This window comes from Gaetbulibacter sp. M235, assembly GCF_043876835.1.
GTDB lineage: Bacteria > Bacteroidota > Bacteroidia > Flavobacteriales > Flavobacteriaceae > Yeosuana.
In genome coordinates, this window is the sequence record NZ_JBAWJZ010000002.1 from 101,878 (window position 1) to 117,681 (window position 15,804).

The following is a 15,804-nucleotide window of genomic DNA, read 5'->3' on the forward strand; positions in this document are numbered from 1 at the left end:
ATGAAAAAGACAACCTTATTTGTGTTGCTATGTATAGCAACAATTTCTGCGAAAGCACAAAATGATTTAGACGTATTACTTGCGGCTGGGATAGATGATGCCCAACACTTTGCAAATGACTATTTAGCATCAGGAACAAATGGTTTGATGTACAGCATGAATGCCAACTGGTTTAATACAGCTGATGCAAAACCCTTAGGTGGGTTTGAAATTTCTGTTATAGCAAATGCAGCAACGGTAAGTAATGCAGATAAATCGTTTTTGATGAATACTGATTTATATAATAATGTTGCTTTTGCTCAAGGTGGAAGTCAGCAAATGGTTTCTAGTGTTTTAGGAGAAAACAATCCGGATGTTGTTGTTGAAGTAACCTACGATGATCCTATTTTTGGTCAACAAACAGAACAAATAACACTACCAAATGGTATTGGAAATTCTAGTGCTAATTTATTGCCTACAGCTTTCATACAAGGTGCTTTAGGTTTAAGTAAAGGCATCGAAGTAAAAGCGCGTTTTGTACCAAAAATAAATACTAATGATGTTGATATAAGTATGTACGGAGCTGGCTTACAAGTTGAGTTTACAAAATGGTTACCTGCAGATAAATTATTACCAGTGGCTATTTCTGGTTTAGTGGCTTATTCACATTTAGATGGTACTTATGATTTATCAGAGTCTTCTGGAATAAGTGGAGAAAGTCAACGATTAGAGTCATCTATTAATACTTGGCTGTTTCAATTAATAGCTTCAACCAAATTACCAATTATTAATTTTTATGGAGGTCTTGGGTATATTAATGGAAAATCAGATTCAGATTTACTTGGAACTTACAGGGTTTCAAATGGATTTTTAACAACAGAGGATATTGTTGATCCATTTTCAGTATCTAGTAAAGTATCAGGGGCAAGAGGAACTGTTGGAACCAAGTTGAAATTAGGCTTTTTCAGACTGAATGCAGAGTACCATTTGGCCAAATTTAATGCTTTTTCAGTTGGTATCAATTTTGGATTTAGATAATGAACAAAAAACTTAGGTTTTTGTAAAAATATTGAGTTTAGTTTTAGTTAGTTTTTTTATTTAAACCATTATTATTTGTAATTTCACATTCTTTAAAATAACATATATTAAACAAAATACATTATGAAAGTAACAGTAGTTGGAGCTGGGGCAGTTGGTGCAAGTTGTGCTGAATACATTGCCATTAAAAATTTCGCTTCAGAAGTGGTTTTATTAGACATTAAAGAAGGATATGCTGAAGGAAAAGCAATGGATTTAATGCAAACAGCTTCATTAAACGGATTTGATACAAAAATAACAGGGATTACAAATGACTATAGTAAAACAGCCAATAGTGATGTTTGTATAATTACATCAGGAATTCCTCGTAAACCAGGAATGACTCGTGAAGAATTAATTGGCATTAATGCTGGTATTGTTAAAAATGTGTCATCTAGTTTAATTGCACATTCACCAAATACAATTATGATTGTAGTAAGTAATCCAATGGATACCATGGCTTATTTAGTGCATAAATCTACAAGTTTGCCAAAGCATAAAATTATTGGAATGGGTGGAGCTTTAGACTCAGCTCGTTTTAAATACAGATTGGCAGAAGCTTTAGATGGGCCAATAAGCGATGTGGATGGTATGGTAATTGGTGGGCACAGTGATACAGGAATGATTCCTCTAACACGTTTGGCAACAAGAAATGGAGTTCCAGTTTCTCAATTTTTATCAGAAGACAGATTAAATTTAGTAAAAGAAGACACTAAAGTTGGAGGTGCAACACTTACAAAACTTTTAGGTACTTCAGCATGGTATGCTCCAGGAGCAGCTGTATCATCAATGGTTCAAGCAATTGCTTGTGATCAAAAGAAAATGTTCCCATGTTCTGTCATGTTAGAAGGTGAATATGGATTAAATGATATTTGCCTTGGTGTTCCAGTAATTTTAGGTAAGAATGGAATTGAAAAAATTGTAAATATTGAGCTTAATCAAGCTGAGAAAGACAATATGATATCAAGTGCTGAAGCCGTTAAAAGTGTGAATGATTTATTAGAATTATAAAATCAATAATTTAAAATAGATATTTATGTAAAGACTGTAGAAATACAGTCTTTATTTTTATATTTGGCGCATGAAAACAACATGGTACTTTGGTGCTTTATTAATTCTATTTATCTCGTTAGGTATTTATCAGAATCGTATTTCTGAACCTAATCAGGAAATCGTATTAAAATTTTCAGATATTGACATAACATCTGATGAGGCTCAAAATGCAGTAGTGATTGTAAAAGAGCAATTACAAGCCATAGGTGTTAACACAATCCAGGTACAAGAGCTAAAAGATGGGCAACTTAAAATAACCTATTATAGTTCTGTTAATATCGAAAGTGTTAAAAAAGCACTTTCAGATGGAAATCATATCGATATTGAATATGCTTCTAATAATCAATATGAAAATACTCCAAAATTTCCTTCAGAAAAAAAAACAAAAAATTATAAACTTGATGTATTTGAAATCCATAAAGGCAATGATTTAGATTCAGGCTTGAATGGAAAGTTTGTTTTAAATCTAAAACAAGATTTCGATAGATTTTATAAGCAAAATGTCTACGTTTTTAATAATGAGATTGATGCTAGACATGGTAACGAAATTGCAAATGAAGCATTAAAAATACTTAAAAATATTGCAATAGCAATAGATAATACTTCACGTAATATTCCAGAAGTTAGAGCAGGCCCAACCACTATTGGAATTGCTTAGTTTTAGTTAAATTTTTAAAAACAAATATTTACTTTTAAGCTATACCACTCAAGAAGCTTTCCAATAAAAACAATAGTTCAATTTAATTATAAAACAAATTGTCAAATATTAAAATGGCCTTTAAATTAATTAGCCAACAAATTTGACCAAAAACAAAACAAAAATGCAAAATAAAGGATTAGTAAAATTATTTGCAGTTTTATTCGGTTTAGTGAGTATTTACCAACTCTCTTTTACGTTTAAAGCGAATCAAATAGAAAGAAAGGCAAAGGAAATTGCTGTTAGTAAAGTTCCAGACACAGAAGCAGATTACAGAGTTAAAAGAAGTAATGAAGAAGCAAATTATTTAGAATCAATTGCTACTGATACTGTTTTTAATATCGGTATTGCAAAATTCACATATAATGATGTGAAAGAAAAAGCAATGAATCTTGGTCTTGACCTTAAAGGTGGTATCAATGTAATTCTGCAAGTATCTGTAAAAGACATTTTAAAAGGATTGGCAAATAATAGTAAAAACCCAATTTTTAATAAAGCTTTAGATGATGCTTCCGAGCTTCAAAAAAATAGCCAAAACACATATTTAGAAGATTTCTTTAAAGCTTTCGATGCTATTAAAGGTGATACGAAACTAGCTTCTCCAGATATATTTTATACTAAGGCACTTGATGGTGAGATTGATGGAAGTATGTCTGACGATGAAGTAAAACAAGTTATTCAAACAAAAATTGACGAATCTATAGTTTCAGCATTTGAAGTACTACGTAAACGTATCGATGAATTTGGTGTTACTTCACCAAACATTCAACGTTTAGGAACATCAGGAAGAATTCTAGTTGAATTACCAGGTGTTAAAGATGTAGAACGTGCTACTGGATTATTACAAAGTACTGCACAATTAGAATTTTGGGATGCTTATAAAGGAGAACAATTCTTTCCATTTTTATCTCAAGCCAATGAAGTTTTAAAAGGTATTGTAAATGTCAAACCAGAAGCTCAAGTGGTTGAAGGGAATGATGAGGAAAATGCTACAGACTCTAAAATTGATGAACTTTTAGGAGATACTAGTACAGATTCTACAGCAGTTGCTGCAAATCCTTTATTTGATTTAATAAAAGGGCAAGGATATTCTGGAGGACCAGTGATTGCAAAATTTGAGATTAAAGACAAAGACAAGGTTGCTGAATATTTAAACATGCCACAAGTAAGAGCATTACTTCCAGTGGAGCAACGTTATGTTAAATTTGCCTTTGGTAAACCAGAAAAGGATAGCGAATTAATCGATTTATATGCATTAATTGGAAATAGAGATAATGTTCCAGAATTAAGTGGTGCTGTGGTTACAGATGCAAGAAACGCTTTTGGACCAACAGGAAAACCAACAGTTTCAATGCAAATGAATGCTAAAGGAGCTAAAATTTGGGAAGAAATGACCGGTAGAGCTTTTACTCAAGGAACTCAAATAGCCATTGTTTTAGATAATATAGTATATTCTGCTCCAGGCGTAACAACTGGACCAATTTCTGGAGGAAATTCTGAAATTTCAGGGAGTTTTACATTAAATGAAGCGGTCGATTTAGCAAACGTTTTACGTGCAGGTAAATTACCAGCTCGTGCAGATATCATTCAAAGTGAAGTTGTAGGGCCATCATTAGGTCAGGAAGCTATTGATAATGGTAAGTTGTCATTTATGATAGCTTTAGCTTTAGTACTTGTTTGGATGATAATTTATTATGGTAAAGCTGGTGGTTTTGCAGATATTGCTATGGTTTTGAATATCGTGTTGATTTTTGGTATTCTTTCAGGGTTAGGTGCGGTATTAACTCTTCCTGGTATTGCCGGTATCGTGCTTACTATTGGTATGTCTGTTGATGCCAACGTAATTATTTACGAACGTATTAGGGAAGAGATAGCAAAAGGAAAAGGACAAAAAGAAGCTATTCAAGATGGTTTTAGTAATGCTTTATCATCAATTTTAGATGCTAACATTACTACTGGTTTAACAGCATTAATACTGTTTGTTTTTGGTACAGGACCTATTAAAGGATTTGCTACCACGTTATTAATTGGTATTGGTACATCATTATTTACTGCCATTTTTATCACAAGATTGTTAATTGATTGGTATGTTAATAGAGGTAGAAAATTAGATTTCTCAACAGCTTTAACAAAAAATCTTTTTAGAAATCTTAATATCGAATTCCTTAAAAAGCGTAAAGTTGCTTATATAGTATCTGGAACATTTATTTTAATAAGTTTAGGATCATTGTTAACAGAAGGCTTGGACCAAGGTGTTGATTTTGTTGGAGGAAGAACGTATCAAGTACGTTTTGCTCAAGATGTTAATGCTTCAGAAATTACAGCTACTTTATCTAAAGTTTTTGGAAGTGCTGATGCAAAAACTTTTGGTGAAGCCAATCAGTTAAAAATCACAACAAAATATAAAGTTAATGAAACAGGTGCTGAGGTAGATGAGCAATTAAGAGTTGATTTATACAAAGCATTACAACCACATTTAGATGGGTTAACTTATGAAGATTTTATTAGTGATGCCGATACTAAAACAGTTGGATTAATGAAATATTACAAGGTAAGTCCAACTATTGCCGATGATATACAAAAAGCATCATTCTGGGCAATTTTAGGATCATTAATTGTGGTATTCTTATATATCCTATTGCGTTTCAAAAAATGGCAATTCTCATTAGGTGCTGTTTTGGCGGTATTCCATGATGTATTAATAGTTCTTGGAGTATTCTCTTTAACTTATAAGTTTTTACCTTTCAGTATGGAAATCGACCAAGCCTTTATTGCAGCTATATTAACGGTAATTGGTTATTCATTGAACGATACGGTAATTGTTTTCGACCGTGTTAGGGAATACCTTAATGAACATACTTCTTGGAATTTTGAAAAAGTTGTAGACGTATCATTAAGCAGTACTTTAGGAAGAACATTAAACACTTCATCAACAACGTTGGTAGTATTATTAGCCATCTTTATTTTTGGCGGTGATTCTATCAGAGGATTTATGTTTGCATTAATAGTTGGTATTGTAGTTGGAACATACTCATCACTATTTATTGCAACACCTTTAATGTACGATACAATAGATAAAGCAGAAAAAAAGAAGAAAATTAACTAACTCAAATTTTCTTTTATAAGAAGGGCCTATCATCAAAATGATGATAGGCTTTTTTTGTTTATTTTATTAAAAAATATAAAGTCAACAGCACATACAATGAGAGTTTAATTTATATACATTTGCTTAAAATTAAGAAGCATCAAATCATATTTAAATCACTAATACTTTCCAGTTGAAAGCACAACAAGCCTTGGGCAAAAAATTTCTTTTTGTATCGCGATGGGGCGAATCATTAGATATTGCAAATACAATTAAAACTGAAGGACACGAAGTCAAACTCTTTATTGAAGACAGAGAATCCAAAGAAATCGGGTATGGTTTTTTAGATAAAGTTACAAAGTGGGAAAAGCATATTGACTGGGCCGATATTATTATTTTTGATTACACAGGTTATGGTAAAATTGCCAGCGAATTAAGGGCTTCTGGTAAATTGGTAATTGGTGGAACCGAGTATACAGATAAACTGGAATTAGATAGAAATTTTGGGCAATCTGAATTGAAAAAGCACAAAATTAAAGTACTACCATCTAAAGAATTTATATCATTTAATGAAGCCATAAACTATGTTGAAAGCAATCCAAATACATACGTAATTAAACCTTGTGGGGAAACACAGGAACTTAAGCAGTTATTGTTTGTAGGAAGTGATGATGAAGGTTTAGATGTGATTCGTGTTTTAAAAGCCTATGAAAAATCATGGGGAAACGATTTTGGGAATTTTCAATTACAAAGAAAAGTTAAAGGTGTAGAAATTTCTATTGCGGCATTCTTTAATGGAAAAGAATTTGTTTACCCAATTAATATCACCTTTGAGCATAAAAAGTTGTTTCCTAAAGAACTGGGTGTATCTACTGGTGAGATGGGAACGAGCATGTTTTGGACTAAAGATTCACCAATATTTGATGCCACTCTTTTAAAATTTCAAAATACATTAGCGAAAAATAATTTTATTGGTCATATCGATATCAACTGTATAGTTAACGGTAACGGTATTTATCCTTTAGAATTCACTTCAAGGTTTGGATACCCTCAGATATTTATACAACGTGCGGGAATTAATGAGCCAATAGGCGAGATGTTTTTAAAAATTGCATCAGGGAAAAGTTTTAAGATAAATGTTAAAAAAGGATTTCAAGTTGGAGCTTTTATTGTAGTGCCACCATTTCCATATGATGACAAAAAAACATTTAAACTTTTTTCAAAAGATGCCGTGGTGGTGTTTAAAAAAAATGGAAAAGAAGGTGTGCATCCTATGCATTTAAAAAAGGTGAATGATGAATGGCTTATTACAGGAAACATGGGAATTGCTGTATTGGTTACTGGTGTAGGACAAACTATGAAGGACGCTCAAAAAATGATGTACAATAGAATAAGCAATGTCATAATTAATAACGCTTACTATAGAACTGATATTGGCGACAGGTGGGCTGAAGATTCTGATAAACTTTGGTCTTGGGGTTTGTTATAATACCTGAATTAAGATGACTTTTGAGGTTTGTAATAATTGCAATGAATTTTTTAAAATCCTTCCATTTGATTGGCAAGAAAGTATTTTGCCTCATTGGGAAACAATTAAAGAAACTACAAAAGGATATCTTTTAGTCGAAAACCAAGAAATAATTGCTGGAGGGTTAGTGTTTTATAAATGTCCACCAGATATGCTATATGCTGTTGACGAGGCAAATAAATGGATAAAAAAAGGTTATTTATATTTAGGCTTTATTTATGTTATTGAAGAAAGAAGACATCAAAATTTAGGTTCAGTTTGGTTAAGTAACCTAAAACAAATGTTTCCTAATCAAAAGTATTGGTTAACTATTGAAGATTTAAAATTAGATACATTCTATAAAAAAAATGAATTTAAAAAGATAAAAACTTTATTTAATGTTGACCAAGAAGAATGGCTTTATGTTTATGAACCAAAGTCTATTTCCTGATTTTAGTTCTGAAAATCTATCTCATCACCTACAGCAATCGACCAAGAATCAACCAAGCCTGCATTGATTTCTAAAACGTATTTCGCAGGAAAATTAGAAGGCAAAGAGGTCTCATCAAAAGGTTTGGCGTTTTTTTGAAAACTCACTATTTTTTTGTCATCATTAATGAAGATTAAATCCAATGGGATTTTAGTGTTTTTCATATAGAAAAACCGTTCTCTTGTATCATCAAAAATAAATAGCATGCCTTGATTTGATTTCATTGAATTTCTGTACATCAAGCCTGTTTGAATTTCATAATCATTATCAGCTATTTCAATATCCAAATTTACTTTTGTTGAGTCAGAAGTAGTTTTAAAAATCTCAAGATTTCCTTCTTTTTTAAAAGCTATTTCAGCCTGTTTTATGGTTTTATTGCTTTCGTTTTTGCAAGATGACAGGCAAACAGAAAAGGTTGCAAAAACCAAAAGGGCGTAAAAACTTGGGTTTTTAAAAAGCATCTTATTTAACAGGTGTTTTTGGTTTGTAAACAAACATAAAATATAAACCAATAATAATAAAAGGAATACTTAACCATTGCCCGGTATTAAAACCAAACCAGTTAATATATTCATCACCTTGAGGTTCTTTTACAAATTCCACAAAGAATCTAATGGTCCAAAGTAACACTAAAAATAAACCAAATAAGAAACCGGTTTGCTCTCTTTTTTTAGTTTTAGAGTAGAAAAACCACAAAATTAAAAACACAAAAATGTAACAGAAAGATTCATATAATTGTGCTGGATGTCTGTAAGGAACAGCTTCTAATAGACTCTGAAATTGAGGATTTTCAGTCACTGCATCATAGGCTTTTTGAACATTTTTTATTCCTGTAAGTTTAACAATTTCACTTTTGTAATAATAGTCTTGGATAAATCGAACTCCAAAACCAGATTCGGTTACTTTACCAATTATTTCAGAATTAATGAAATTTCCAATTCTAATAAAAACAGCTCCCGAAGCTACAGAAATAACTACTCTGTCTAAAATCCAAAGTAATGATTTGTAGTTGTATTTTTTTCTGTATAAATACATGCCTATTATAATTCCGATAGCTGCTCCATGGCTTGCTAAACCTTGAAAACCTGTAAACTCGAATCTTGGATGAAAACGAAAGGGGAGGAAAATGCTAAAAAAATCTTGTGATATTAATTCTGACTGATAAAACAATACATGACCCAATCGAGCACCAATCATGGTTGCTAAAACGGTGTATATAAATAATGGATCTAAATATTCTAATGAAACTTTTTCTTTGGTGAAAATACGCTTCATAATATACCAGCCAAGTATAAAAGCTACAATCCACATAACGCTGTAAAAGTGAAGTTTAAAATTGCCTATAATTTCTATTCCCGTTAATGGATTCCAGTCGAACTTTAATAAATGCATAAGGTTTGTTTTTACTATGTAAAGATAATGGATTGGTATAACTTTTATAATGTTTCCAATGTTAAATTGAATATAATGACACCAAAAAGAGGGACATTATTGAAATGCTACAACGGAATTTATTTAGTGAGTTCTAAAACTTCAACTTCAAAAATTAAATTTGATTTAGGCGGAATAATAACATTACCCGTTTCACCATAAGCCAAATAAAAAGGAATGAAAATAGTTGCTTTGTCTCCAACATGTAATTGTTGAAGTCCTTCTTTCAACCCTGCAATCATTTTAGCATTTGGGCTTAAATCTGCTTTTATTGGCTGATAATCATTATTTGCAGCTCTGTCTTCTTCTACAGCATTTTGAGCTTTAGCAGTTTCTAATTTACTGGTTTGAAGTAAAGTACCATCCTCGAAATAAACAGTATAATCTGTCAATACTTTTGAATTTTCCTTTAATTTTTTTCCAGTTCCTTTTTCTGAAACAAAAAATTGTAAGCCAGATGGCAATAAGGTTGCCTTTTCTAGTTGTTTGCTAAATTTTGCTTTGCTAGCATTTTTAATTGCTTCTTCCTTTTCAATACGTTTTTTTTCGATGCGTTCCAATTCTGCAAAATGATTTATAAAAATATTGGGAGCATCAAAAGCTTTTGCTTTAACACCTATTCGAATAATATTAATTTCTTTTAAAACAACATCTTTCAATGGTTTGTCATTAGTTTCAGAAGTTTTAACATTCGAAATGGAATCTAAAACATCAAAACCTGAAATCAATTCACCAAAAATACTATGAACATTATCTAGATTTGGATTGGGTATTTCAGTAATATAAAATTGACTTCCATTTGTGTTTGGACCAGAATTCGCCATTCCTAAAACACCAGGTTTGTCATGCATTAAATCTGGATTAAACTCATCATCAAATCTGTAACCAGGGTTTCCAAAACCAGTTCCTAAAGGGTCGCCACCTTGTATGAGAAAACTATCTATTACTCGATAAAAAATGGTACCGTTATAAAACTTTTTTTCTTTATATATACTATCAACCAATGTATTGGTTCCTTCTGCTAATGACACAAAATTGGCAACTGTATTTGGCGCTTTTTTGTAATATAGTTTGGCTAACATGATTCCTTTTGAAGTAATCATTTCTGCATAAATACCATCTTCAAGATTTGGATATTTATTTTGGCAAGCTATTACTAAAAGCAAAAAGCTAAACAAAAAAAACTTTATAAAATTACTTATATAGCGCATGGTATATAAGATTTACTTTTCAGAGATAGAATTTACTGTTACTTCACAAATAAGAGGCATGTTGGTGCCAATTTTATTTTGGTCACCATAGTAACCGTATGCTTTTTGTGACGGAAAAAGGAATGTAACGGTTTCACCTGTTTTCATAAGTTTTAAACCTTCGCGCATGCCAGTAAACAATTCTTCTTGATCCATTACATACGATTGAGTTTTAATATCATCTTTTGAATATATTAACGCTCCATTTAATGCTTTGACATTGTAATTGAAACTTACTATGTTGCCAAAAGAAGGTGTTTTTAAAGAATCAACTTCTGTTTTTACATTATAGTAATACCAAAATCCGCTTTGAGATGCATTATATTCAATTTTTTTTTCTGATAAAAATTTTTGAATACTGGCTTGTTCTTTGGCATTTAATTTTTTATTTCTTTCAACAGAAGCATCAATAAATGAACCTGTTTTTATCGAAATTGGTTTTCGTGCTTCAGGTGACTTACAGCCAACAAAAATAAGTAGCACAACAGCTAAACAAAAAATCTTATTCATCATTTAGGGCTTTAGAATAGCTTGGTAATATACTAATAAAATTTTTAATTGTATCATTTAATGATAAATCACTCCTTCCGCCAGCAGCATTTATATGTCCTCCACCGTTAAAGTGCACTCTTGAAAAATCATTAACTGAAAAATTCCCTTTAGAACGTAATGAGATTTTTATGATACCTTCTTGCTTGTCTTCAATAAATATCGCTGCAAAAATTATGTTATCTAATGATAGGCCATAATTTACAATACCTTCAGTATCTCCTTTCTTAAAATTATAGGTGTTTAATTCTTCTTGTGAAAGCGAAATATAAGCCGTTCTTAATTCTGGAATCACTTTTAAGTTTTTAAGGGCACAACCTAAAAGTTGGAGTTTTTCATAACTGTTTGTGTCATATACTTGATTATGAATATATGCACTATCGGCACCTTTTTCAATAAGATTTGCAATAATTCTATGTGTGGTACTTGTTGTACAAGGGAATCTGAAAGAACCTGTATCGGTCATAATTCCTAGATACAAACAAGTTGCAATATTTGTATCAATTAGATCAGAATCGCCTAACATATCAATAAAATGATAAATCATTTCGCAGGTAGAACTCATGGTAACATCAGAAAATATAAATTCTGCATAATCATCAGGTTCTTGATGGTGGTCAATTAATATCTTAATGCCTTTACTTTGTTCTAAAACGGTTTCCATATTACCAGTTCTATGTATGGCATTAAAATCTAATGTAAAAATGATATCAGCTTTATTAATTAAATTATTACAGGTATCAGTCTGATAATCATGAATTAAAACAGTATTGTCACCAGGAACCCATTTTAAAAAACCAGGGTAGTCGTTTGGTGAAATAACTGTAACATAATGATTGTATTTTTTAAGATAATGATACAAACCTAATGTAGAACCCATGGCATCTCCATCAGGATTTTTATGGGGAACAATCACAATGTGCTTAGGGGTTGCTAATAAAAGCTTTATTTTTTCAATGTCTTGCTGTATCATAGAAGGCGAATATACAATTTTTTTAAAATTGGATTGATTTGTTTATAATAAGAAATGCATTACTTTTGCACGAAAATTAAAAAGAAGATAATTAATCTGGTTTCTTTGGGTGAAATTGCAATTTCAGGAGAATATTTTTAATAAATCTTTAAAAACAGAATAAATTTAAAATTATAAAATGGCAACAAATAGAACATTTACAATGCTAAAGCCAGACGCTGTTGAAAAAGGACACATTGGCGCTATACTAGAAAAAATTTCGGCTTCAGGATTTAGAATTGTAGCAATGAAATTAACTCAAATGACCAAAAATGACGCTGAAACATTTTATGCAATTCATAATGAACGTCCTTTTTTTGGAGAATTAGTTGAATACATGACACGTGGTCCAATTGTAGCAGCTATTTTAGAAAAAGATAATGCAGTTGAAGATTTTAGAGCCTTAATTGGAGCAACAAATCCTGCTGATGCAGCTGAAGGAACTATACGTAAATTATTTGCAAATTCTATAAGTGAAAATGCTGTTCACGGTAGTGATAGCGATGAGAATGCTGCTATTGAAGGTGCGTTTCATTTTTCAGGAAGAGACATGTTTTAAGTATTGTATAGTATAATAATAAAAAAGGCCTTCAATTTCCTGAAGGCTTTTTTATTGCTTTTAAATTTAAAAACAACAAAAAAGCCTATCATATTTGATAGGCTTTAACTTGTAAAATGTTAAAGTATATATTAGATTACTTTTACGTTTACTGCGTTCAGTCCTTTTTTACCTTCTTGTAAATCGAATTCTACTGCATCACCTTCACGAACTTCATCGATTAATCCAGAAATGTGTACAAAATGTTCTTTGTTGTTGCCATCTTCAATGATGAATCCAAAACCTTTAGAATCATTGAAGAATTTTACTGTACCTTTACTCATTGTTTAAATATTATAAAAATTAAGCTACAAAGATAAACTAATTATTAAGATAAATGAAATAATTAGATTTTTATTTTTAATTGTAATTAGCGCAGAATCAGTTTTTTAATTAAATCCTTTCCAATTTCTTCGTTTAGCATATTAATTATTTTTTCTTTACCATAACTTAGTTCTTCCCTCAAAACACTTGAACTAAGTTGTACATAAAGTGTATTTCTTTCTAACTGAACAGCAGTGGTGTAGTGGTTTACACCGTTGCCCATAAGTTTTTCCCATGCCTCGGCAACATTAACTTTATTTAAACCGGTTTCTAATTTATTGGTCTCAACAAATTCCTTTAATGCATCTGATATAGATATATGGTCATTATTTCTTTTTGCCATTAGTTTGTTTTTATAGGCTTGTAAGGTTTATATATATAAATATTTTTATCCTTGTTAATTATTTTTAAATCATTTTCAGAAGCTTGTAAAATGGTTTCTTTCCAATTTGAAAAATCAGTTTTATAATAAATATTTAAACTGTCGTGTTCAATTTTAAGATTAAATTGTTCTGCATCTTTAGAAGCTTCAAAAGTACCATTTAATAAGGGTCTTAATTTTTTTCTAAATCCTTCTAAACTATCTGAAACACTAAAATAATCAATAAATTCATTGTAATTATAACTATGTTCTTCACCAGAAGCTAATATAACTTTTTCAATTTCCCAATAGCCATTTAGGTGTTCTATATATGTCTCAGGATTTTTTTTGCAACTTAAACTTGTTAGGATAATTAGGGTTATAAAAATTCGTTTCATAATACTAAAGTTTAAATATTTCATAGGATTGATGCACTTGTTTTATAGCGTTTTCAGTTCTATCTGCATGGGTGTCACTGATAAAAATCTGACCAAAATTTTCGTTGTCAACCAGTTTTATAATTTGCGAAACACGTTGCTCATCTAATTTGTCAAAAATATCATCTAATAATAAAATAGGATTGTCTCCACTTTGGTTTTTAATAAAATCAAATTGAGCTAATTTAAGTGCTATTAAAAATGATTTTTGTTGTCCCTGGCTTCCAAACTTTTTTATAGGATGTTCTTCAATATTAAAATGCAAGTCATCTTTATGAATACCCATACTCGTAAATTGTAAAGCCTTGTCTTTATTTATGCAGTTTTTTAAAAGCAGGTCTAAACGGTTTTCAAATAAATCACTTTGGTACACTAAATTTACAATTTCATTATCGTTGCTTATTGCTTTATAACGCAATTGGAATATTGGAATGAATTCTTTTAGAAATGCTTCCCTCTTTTTAAAAATTTTAGAGCCATAATCTGTAAGTTGATTATTATATATTTCTAAAGTATCGGCGTTAAATGTATGATTTAAGGCAAAATACTTGAGTAGAGCATTACGTTGGGCAAGAATTTTATTGTAATTAATCAGGTCTGTTAAATATGTTTTATCACTTTGAAAAATAACGCTATCTATAAATTTTCTCCTTGTATCACTACCTTCAATAATTAAATCCCTGTCTGCTGGCGATATAATTACCAATGGTAAAAACCCAATATGCTCACTAAATTTTTCATATTCTTTGCCATTGCGTTTAATTATTTTTTTTTGCCCACGTTTTAGGCTTACAATAACTTTTTCCGGCTTATCGTGTTTTATGTAATCTCCATTTACAACAAAAAAATCAGCTTCATGCTTAATATTTTGAGTTGCTACCGGATTAAAATAACTTTTCCCAAATGATAAGTGGTAAATAGCATCAAGTACGTTGGTTTTTCCAATACCATTATTTCCAACAATGCAGTTTATTTTTTCATTGAATGAAAACGTTTTACTGTCAAAATTTTTATAGTTGAGTAACGAAAGTGATTTTAAAATCATACAAAAAGTAACTTAAAGTCTTTTATAATTGCATTTATGATAAAAGACAATATAAATTATTCAAAAATAACAAATAAATAACCTTTTAATTATGAAGAAAAATTATATTTTTGCGACGCATTAAAAAAGAATTTATGGCCACTTATAATAAGAGAGGATACAAACCAAAAAATAAGGAAGAGAAAACGCAGAATATTGAAACTGGTTCAACTACGGCTGAAGTTTTTAATACCCTTGACCAAACAGCTTCAAAAACAGAAGCATTTGTTGAAAAGAATCAAAAATATATTTTTGTAATCATTGGTTTGGTTGCAGCAGTTGTTTTAGGATATTTAGGATACACCGAATTTATTGCTAAACCAAAACAGGCAACAGCTATGAATGACATGTTTCAAGCTCAAAAATATTTTGATCAAGCTGTAAATGCTGTTGAAAAAGATTCATTATTCAATTTAGCTTTAAATGGTGGAGAAGGCAAATTTGGTATGTTAGACATCATTGAAGAGTATAGTGGTACACCTGCAGCAAATTTAGCTAACTATTACGCTGGTACTGCATATTTGAGATTGAAAGATTATAAAAAAGCTATTGAGCATCTGAATAATTTTTCAAGTGATGACGAGATATTAGCGCCATTGGCAAAAGGAAATATAGGCGACGCCTTTGTTCAATTAAATCAACTGGATGATGCTTTAGATTATTATGAGCAAGCGGCCAAAATGCGTGATAATGATTATACTACACCAATGTATTTATACAAAGCAGGAACGATATCTTTAGATTTGGGTAAACCAGATAAAGCTTTAACCTACTTTGAAACCATAAAAGAAAAATACCCAAAAGCTTCTGAAATGGCAATGGTTGAAGTATTAATTGGCAAAGCAAAAGTGTTGGCTAATAAGTATTAAT

17 protein-coding genes are annotated in these 15,804 nt (G+C 30.8%); 8 read left to right on the top strand and 9 right to left on the bottom strand.

Annotated features, from left to right (window positions below; translation table 11 throughout):
• The 6 genes from V8G69_RS03045 to V8G69_RS03070 all read left to right on the top strand — a co-directional run bounded on the left by V8G69_RS03045 (position 1) and on the right by V8G69_RS03070 (position 7,849).
• Entirely contained in the window at positions 1-1,017 is a 1,017-nt protein-coding gene (locus V8G69_RS03045) for a DUF6588 family protein (RefSeq protein WP_394880293.1), read from the top strand.
• A gap of 123 nt (positions 1,018-1,140) precedes the next feature.
• Positions 1,141-2,067 carry a malate dehydrogenase gene (gene mdh, locus V8G69_RS03050; protein ID WP_394880295.1) on the top strand — a complete coding sequence of 309 codons (927 nt, stop codon included), beginning with the start codon at positions 1,141-1,143 and terminating at the stop codon, positions 2,065-2,067.
• A 70-nt stretch (positions 2,068-2,137) separates the two neighbouring features.
• Positions 2,138-2,767 (top strand): hypothetical protein, encoded by a 630-nt coding sequence (locus V8G69_RS03055; RefSeq protein ID WP_394880297.1) that lies wholly within the window; start codon positions 2,138-2,140, stop codon positions 2,765-2,767.
• Between the two features lie 163 nt (positions 2,768-2,930).
• Positions 2,931-5,912, top strand: coding sequence for a protein translocase subunit SecDF (gene secDF, locus V8G69_RS03060; RefSeq protein WP_394880298.1), 2,982 nt, complete (start codon positions 2,931-2,933; stop codon positions 5,910-5,912).
• A 172-nt stretch (positions 5,913-6,084) separates the two neighbouring features.
• Positions 6,085-7,380: a phosphoribosylamine--glycine ligase gene (locus V8G69_RS03065; RefSeq protein WP_394880299.1), complete on the top strand. Its 1,296-nt coding sequence runs from the start codon at positions 6,085-6,087 to the stop codon at positions 7,378-7,380.
• A gap of 13 nt (positions 7,381-7,393) precedes the next feature.
• Positions 7,394-7,849 carry a GNAT family N-acetyltransferase gene (locus V8G69_RS03070; protein WP_394880301.1) on the top strand — a complete coding sequence of 152 codons (456 nt, stop codon included), beginning with the start codon at positions 7,394-7,396 and terminating at the stop codon, positions 7,847-7,849.
• Between the two features lie 2 nt (positions 7,850-7,851).
• Here V8G69_RS03070 and V8G69_RS03075 read toward each other — a convergent pair whose 3' ends face one another.
• The 5 genes from V8G69_RS03075 to V8G69_RS03095 all read right to left on the bottom strand — a co-directional run bounded on the left by V8G69_RS03075 (position 7,852) and on the right by V8G69_RS03095 (position 12,091).
• Complete coding sequence (locus tag V8G69_RS03075; RefSeq protein ID WP_394880302.1) at positions 7,852-8,349, bottom strand: DUF192 domain-containing protein; 498 nt, start codon at positions 8,347-8,349, stop codon at positions 7,852-7,854.
• A 1-nt stretch (position 8,350) separates the two neighbouring features.
• Positions 8,351-9,280 carry a prolipoprotein diacylglyceryl transferase gene (lgt, locus tag V8G69_RS03080; RefSeq protein WP_394880303.1) on the bottom strand — a complete coding sequence of 310 codons (930 nt, stop codon included), beginning with the start codon at positions 9,278-9,280 and terminating at the stop codon, positions 8,351-8,353.
• A 119-nt stretch (positions 9,281-9,399) separates the two neighbouring features.
• Complete coding sequence (locus tag V8G69_RS03085) at positions 9,400-10,530, bottom strand: peptidylprolyl isomerase (RefSeq protein ID WP_394880304.1); 1,131 nt, start codon at positions 10,528-10,530, stop codon at positions 9,400-9,402.
• 12 nt (positions 10,531-10,542) lie between these two features.
• The gene (gene gldI / locus V8G69_RS03090; protein WP_394880305.1) at positions 10,543-11,079 is read right to left on the bottom strand and encodes a gliding motility-associated peptidyl-prolyl isomerase GldI; all 537 of its coding nucleotides are present in this window, start codon (positions 11,077-11,079) and stop codon (positions 10,543-10,545) included.
• The gene (locus tag V8G69_RS03095) at positions 11,072-12,091 is read right to left on the bottom strand and encodes a bifunctional oligoribonuclease/PAP phosphatase NrnA (RefSeq protein ID WP_394880307.1); all 1,020 of its coding nucleotides are present in this window, start codon (positions 12,089-12,091) and stop codon (positions 11,072-11,074) included. The genes gldI and V8G69_RS03095 overlap by 8 nt, the downstream gene beginning before the upstream one ends.
• 178 nt (positions 12,092-12,269) lie before the next feature.
• On the opposite strand from V8G69_RS03095, the gene V8G69_RS03100 reads away from it, so the two are divergent.
• Positions 12,270-12,689 (top strand): nucleoside-diphosphate kinase, encoded by a 420-nt coding sequence (locus tag V8G69_RS03100; RefSeq protein WP_394880309.1) that lies wholly within the window; start codon positions 12,270-12,272, stop codon positions 12,687-12,689.
• Between the two features lie 131 nt (positions 12,690-12,820).
• Here V8G69_RS03100 and V8G69_RS03105 read toward each other — a convergent pair whose 3' ends face one another.
• The 4 genes from V8G69_RS03105 to recF all read right to left on the bottom strand — a co-directional run bounded on the left by V8G69_RS03105 (position 12,821) and on the right by recF (position 14,895).
• Positions 12,821-13,012: a cold-shock protein gene (locus tag V8G69_RS03105; RefSeq protein WP_394880311.1), complete on the bottom strand. Its 192-nt coding sequence runs from the start codon at positions 13,010-13,012 to the stop codon at positions 12,821-12,823.
• 86 nt (positions 13,013-13,098) lie between these two features.
• Positions 13,099-13,395, bottom strand: a complete 297-nt coding sequence (locus V8G69_RS03110; protein WP_394880312.1) for a DUF721 domain-containing protein — start codon at positions 13,393-13,395, stop codon at positions 13,099-13,101.
• A complete protein-coding gene (locus tag V8G69_RS03115; RefSeq protein ID WP_394880313.1) occupies positions 13,395-13,811 on the bottom strand; it encodes a hypothetical protein in 417 nt (138 codons plus the stop codon). Before V8G69_RS03115 ends, V8G69_RS03110 begins: the two co-directional genes overlap by 1 nt.
• Positions 13,812-13,815: 4 nt before the next feature.
• Positions 13,816-14,895 (bottom strand): DNA replication/repair protein RecF, encoded by a 1,080-nt coding sequence (recF, locus tag V8G69_RS03120; protein WP_394880315.1) that lies wholly within the window; start codon positions 14,893-14,895, stop codon positions 13,816-13,818.
• A 134-nt stretch (positions 14,896-15,029) separates the two neighbouring features.
• Here recF and V8G69_RS03125 point away from each other — a divergent pair, with 134 nt between their 5' ends.
• Positions 15,030-15,803, top strand: coding sequence for a YfgM family protein (locus tag V8G69_RS03125; protein ID WP_394880317.1), 774 nt, complete (start codon positions 15,030-15,032; stop codon positions 15,801-15,803).
• The last annotated feature ends 1 nt before the right edge of the window (position 15,804 follow it).

Coding starts and splice junctions, on each gene's coding strand:
- mdh (WP_394880295.1), top strand. CDS start 1,141: ATGAAAGTAACAGTAGTTGGAGCTGGGGCAGTTGGTGCAAGTTGTGCT.
- V8G69_RS03110 (WP_394880312.1), bottom strand. CDS start 13,395: ATGGCAAAAAGAAATAATGACCATATATCTATATCAGATGCATTAAAG.
- V8G69_RS03075 (WP_394880302.1), bottom strand. CDS start 8,349: ATGCTTTTTAAAAACCCAAGTTTTTACGCCCTTTTGGTTTTTGCAACC.
- V8G69_RS03125 (WP_394880317.1), top strand. CDS start 15,030: ATGGCCACTTATAATAAGAGAGGATACAAACCAAAAAATAAGGAAGAG.
- V8G69_RS03105 (WP_394880311.1), bottom strand. CDS start 13,012: ATGAGTAAAGGTACAGTAAAATTCTTCAATGATTCTAAAGGTTTTGGA.
- V8G69_RS03070 (WP_394880301.1), top strand. CDS start 7,394: ATGACTTTTGAGGTTTGTAATAATTGCAATGAATTTTTTAAAATCCTT.
- V8G69_RS03085 (WP_394880304.1), bottom strand. CDS start 10,530: ATGCGCTATATAAGTAATTTTATAAAGTTTTTTTTGTTTAGCTTTTTG.
- lgt (WP_394880303.1), bottom strand. CDS start 9,280: ATGCATTTATTAAAGTTCGACTGGAATCCATTAACGGGAATAGAAATT.
- V8G69_RS03055 (WP_394880297.1), top strand. CDS start 2,138: ATGAAAACAACATGGTACTTTGGTGCTTTATTAATTCTATTTATCTCG.
- V8G69_RS03100 (WP_394880309.1), top strand. CDS start 12,270: ATGGCAACAAATAGAACATTTACAATGCTAAAGCCAGACGCTGTTGAA.
- V8G69_RS03115 (WP_394880313.1), bottom strand. CDS start 13,811: ATGAAACGAATTTTTATAACCCTAATTATCCTAACAAGTTTAAGTTGC.
- V8G69_RS03095 (WP_394880307.1), bottom strand. CDS start 12,091: ATGATACAGCAAGACATTGAAAAAATAAAGCTTTTATTAGCAACCCCT.
- gldI (WP_394880305.1), bottom strand. CDS start 11,079: ATGAATAAGATTTTTTGTTTAGCTGTTGTGCTACTTATTTTTGTTGGC.
- V8G69_RS03045 (WP_394880293.1), top strand. CDS start 1: ATGAAAAAGACAACCTTATTTGTGTTGCTATGTATAGCAACAATTTCT.
- secDF (WP_394880298.1), top strand. CDS start 2,931: ATGCAAAATAAAGGATTAGTAAAATTATTTGCAGTTTTATTCGGTTTA.
- recF (WP_394880315.1), bottom strand. CDS start 14,895: ATGATTTTAAAATCACTTTCGTTACTCAACTATAAAAATTTTGACAGT.